At 73.4% G+C, this 2923-nt stretch carries 3 protein-coding genes; 1 reads left to right on the plus strand and 2 read right to left on the minus strand.

Features of this window, described 5'->3' with window-relative positions:
- Window positions 1-475: ATP-binding protein (locus tag AN216_RS03270; RefSeq protein ID WP_476755922.1), on the plus strand; the 475-nt coding region annotated here is incomplete at its 5' end.
- Window positions 476-554: 79 nt separating this feature from the next.
- On the opposite strand, the gene AN216_RS03275 is transcribed toward AN216_RS03270, so the two are convergent.
- Both AN216_RS03275 and AN216_RS03280 read right to left on the minus strand, forming a co-directional pair.
- The gene (locus AN216_RS03275; RefSeq protein ID WP_070195063.1) at window positions 555-1469 is read right to left on the minus strand and encodes a hypothetical protein; all 915 of its coding nucleotides are present in this window, start codon (window positions 1467-1469) and stop codon (window positions 555-557) included.
- Between the two features lie 321 nt (window positions 1470-1790).
- The coding region (locus tag AN216_RS03280; RefSeq protein ID WP_170843013.1) for an SUKH-4 family immunity protein at window positions 1791-2923 on the minus strand (1133 nt) is incomplete at its 5' end.

Genomic DNA, 2923 nt, shown 5'->3' on the forward strand with positions numbered 1-2923 from the left:
GGCCGTGGAGCCGGCCGCTGGCTCGGTGCCGCGCGCCGGCCGGGACGCCGGTACGGCGGCGGGCGGCGGCGTGCGGCCCTCCGGAGCGGGTCCGCGGCTCAGTGAACTCACCCTGCTGGTCGCCCAGTCCAGGGAGGCCGGGATGAGCGTGGAGCTGTCCGAGGACGGCGCGCGCCGCGCGTACGCGGAGGGGGTCGAGCAGACGGCGTACCGGGTGGTGCAGGAGGCGCTGACGAACGTGCACAAGCACGCCGCGGGAGCGCGTACGCGGGTGCGGCTGGCGCACCGGGAGGCCGAGGTGGCGCTCCAGGTGGAGAACGACGCGCCGGCAGCGGAACGCGTTGACGCGGGCCTGCCCAGCGGCGGTAACGGCCTGGTGGGGATGCGGGAGCGGGTGACCACGCTCGGCGGCGCCTTCGTCTCGGGGCCGACCGACGCGGGGGGCTTCCGGGTGTCGGCGGTCATCCCCGGCTGACGTGCGCGTACGTGCCAGCCGGCGCCGTACGGGCGCTGGTCCGCGTGCTGGTACGGGCACCGTGGCCGCGCGCCCGCGGTCAGGCGCCGTTGGACTGACCCGGCTCGGCACCCACCGGCACGTCGGCCCCCTTGCCGACGAGCGTCGCGAGACTGTTCCGGACATGCTCCATGTGCTCGCGCATCTTCTCGGCCTTCTCCCGCTGCTTCTCCCGCAGCCGGTCCGAGTCCCGCTCGATCCGCTGCTGCCGGGCGCGCGCCTCGGAGAGGATGCCGGAGGCGCGTGACTCGGCCTCCTCCCGCACGCTCCGGGCGGCTTCCTCCGCGTCCGTGTGAACCCGTTGCGCGTCCACCAGGACGCGCCGCGCCTGTTCGTCCAGCTCCGCCACTCGGGCGTTGTTGTCGGCTTCCTGATCGGCCAGCTGCTGGTCCAGTGTGTCGGTCCGCTGCTTGTGGTCGCGCTCCTGGTCGGCACGCAGTTCGGAACAGCGCCGGCCCATCTCGTCCAGCGCGTCCAAGGCGGCCTGCCGGGTCTGCTCCGCTGTGCTCCGGGCGGCCTCCCGCAACTCCTCGGCCTCGTCCCGGCTCGCGGCGAGCGTACGGTCCGCGTCCGCCTCCGCGTCCGCGCGCACCTCCTCGCCCGCCGTACGAGCCGCCTCCCGCAGCTCCTGTGCCGCCGTCTCGCTCTCCTCGGCGAGCCGGCGGGCCTCCGACTCGCCGCCGGCCTGCACGTCCTCGCCCTCGGAGGTGACGGTGGCCAGCAGTTCCTGTGCGCGAGGGCCGAGGGACGCGTACGTCTGCGGGGTGAGCGTCTCCAGCAGCGTGCGCAGCCGCTCCGCCTCGTCGGCCAGCTCCTTCTCCAGCACGGTCAGCGCGGAGACCCGTTCCTCGGCCTCGACCCGTTCCTCGTGCAGATCCGAGACCTTGCCGTCGACCTGCTCGGGACGGTAGCCGCGGCGTACGACGACGAATCCGTGCGGCGACGACGCACTCATGAGGGCCCCTTAACTCGGTGACACGTGGGCGCACTCCATTCTGGTGGCAGTGCTGGTCACGGTGCGACCGCGACCAACTCCCGCCCGCCAGGACGGTGATCACTCCAGGATGCGATATCCGTACGGCGAAACCGTAATCGGAACATCTCCTCGGCGGAGAACGAAAGGTTCACCGTCGGGCCAGGCCACCCTTTCGGATGAGGTGTGCCAAAGCGGCTGACGTCCGTGACCGGCCGCCGCCCGCCGGCCGACGACCGGTCACGGACGGCGTCCGCCCAGGCCGGACCAGGCCCGACCTGGGCGGACTTGAGTTGGCTCGGCCTAAAGCAGCCCGTCCCACATCTGCTCGAGCAGCACGGCCCACCAGTTCTCCGGCGCGGACAGCGCCGCACCGTCGAGCATCGCGAGTTGTGTCTGGAAATCGACGGTCCACCGGCCCGCCTGCTCCGGGTCGAGCCCGTGCCGCAGCCGCCACATCCGCCCCAGCAGCGCGAGGCAGCGTACGAACTCGGGCAGTCCGGTGCTGACGAACTGCGGGGTGGCCGGCCCGCCTCCGGGGCCGGCCTCCAGCGGCACGGCGACGATGTGGGCGGTGCCGTACTGCACGCACAACTGCTTGCCGAAGTCGTTGCCCATCACCAGGTACGAACCCGCGTCGGACGCCGGCTGCACGCCCCGCTCCTGGGCGAGTTCGGCGAGTGTCGGCACCGGACGACCGGGCTGCGCCTGGCCCCAGAAGAACGGTCCGAACTCGACCGGGATGCCCGCCCAGACGAGCACCTGGCCCACGATGTCCGGCACGCCCTGGCGGGACACCGCCCGCTGGTCGAAGCGGAAGACGCCCTGCGGCCCGAACGCCTGCATCAGCTCCTGCCCAATGCCGTCCGGCGGAATCGGCGGGGCGGGCTGGATCTGGTGCGGTGGCGGCAACGGCGCGCGGTTCGGGGCGAGGCGGGGGGGAGCGTCCGCCACCTGGTGCAGCTCGCCCTGGTGCTCGACAAGATGCCGCATGCCCTGCTGTCGCGCGGTGTGGTCCGGGCCGTACGACGCGGTGTGGCTGATCCGTACCTGCGGCCACGACTCGCGGATCATCCGGGCGCAGTAGCCGCCCGGCAGGGCGCAGGACTCCAATTCGGTGTGCAGTTCGAGCACCTGCTGCGGCGGTACGTTCATGGCCCGCAGCTCGTGCATGATCTGCCACTCCGGATGCGGGGTGCCGGGGGCGGAACGGCGCATGAGCTGCTGCTCGGAGCCGTCCGGCGCGCGGTAGCGCAGCACGGCGAGATAACCGGGGCCGACGGTGGGCTGGTTGCTGGGCGCACCGTGGCCGTAGGCCGGGGGCGCGCCGGGCGTCCCGGGGGCTGGGGCCGACGGGGGCGCACCGGGTGTGCCGGGGGCTGGGGGTGGTGCTCCGGGCGCGGGGGGTGCCCCTGGTGTGCCGGGTGTGCCGGGTG

The organism is Streptomyces oceani (assembly GCF_001751245.1).
In the GTDB taxonomy this organism is placed as follows: Bacteria; Actinomycetota; Actinomycetes; order Streptomycetales; family Streptomycetaceae; genus Streptomyces; species Streptomyces oceani.

Bases quoted from the DNA above. Each gene is read 5' to 3' on its own strand.
- AN216_RS03275 (WP_070195063.1), bottom strand. From the start codon at position 1,469: ATGAGTGCGTCGTCGCCGCACGGATTCGTCGTCGTACGCCGCGGCTAC.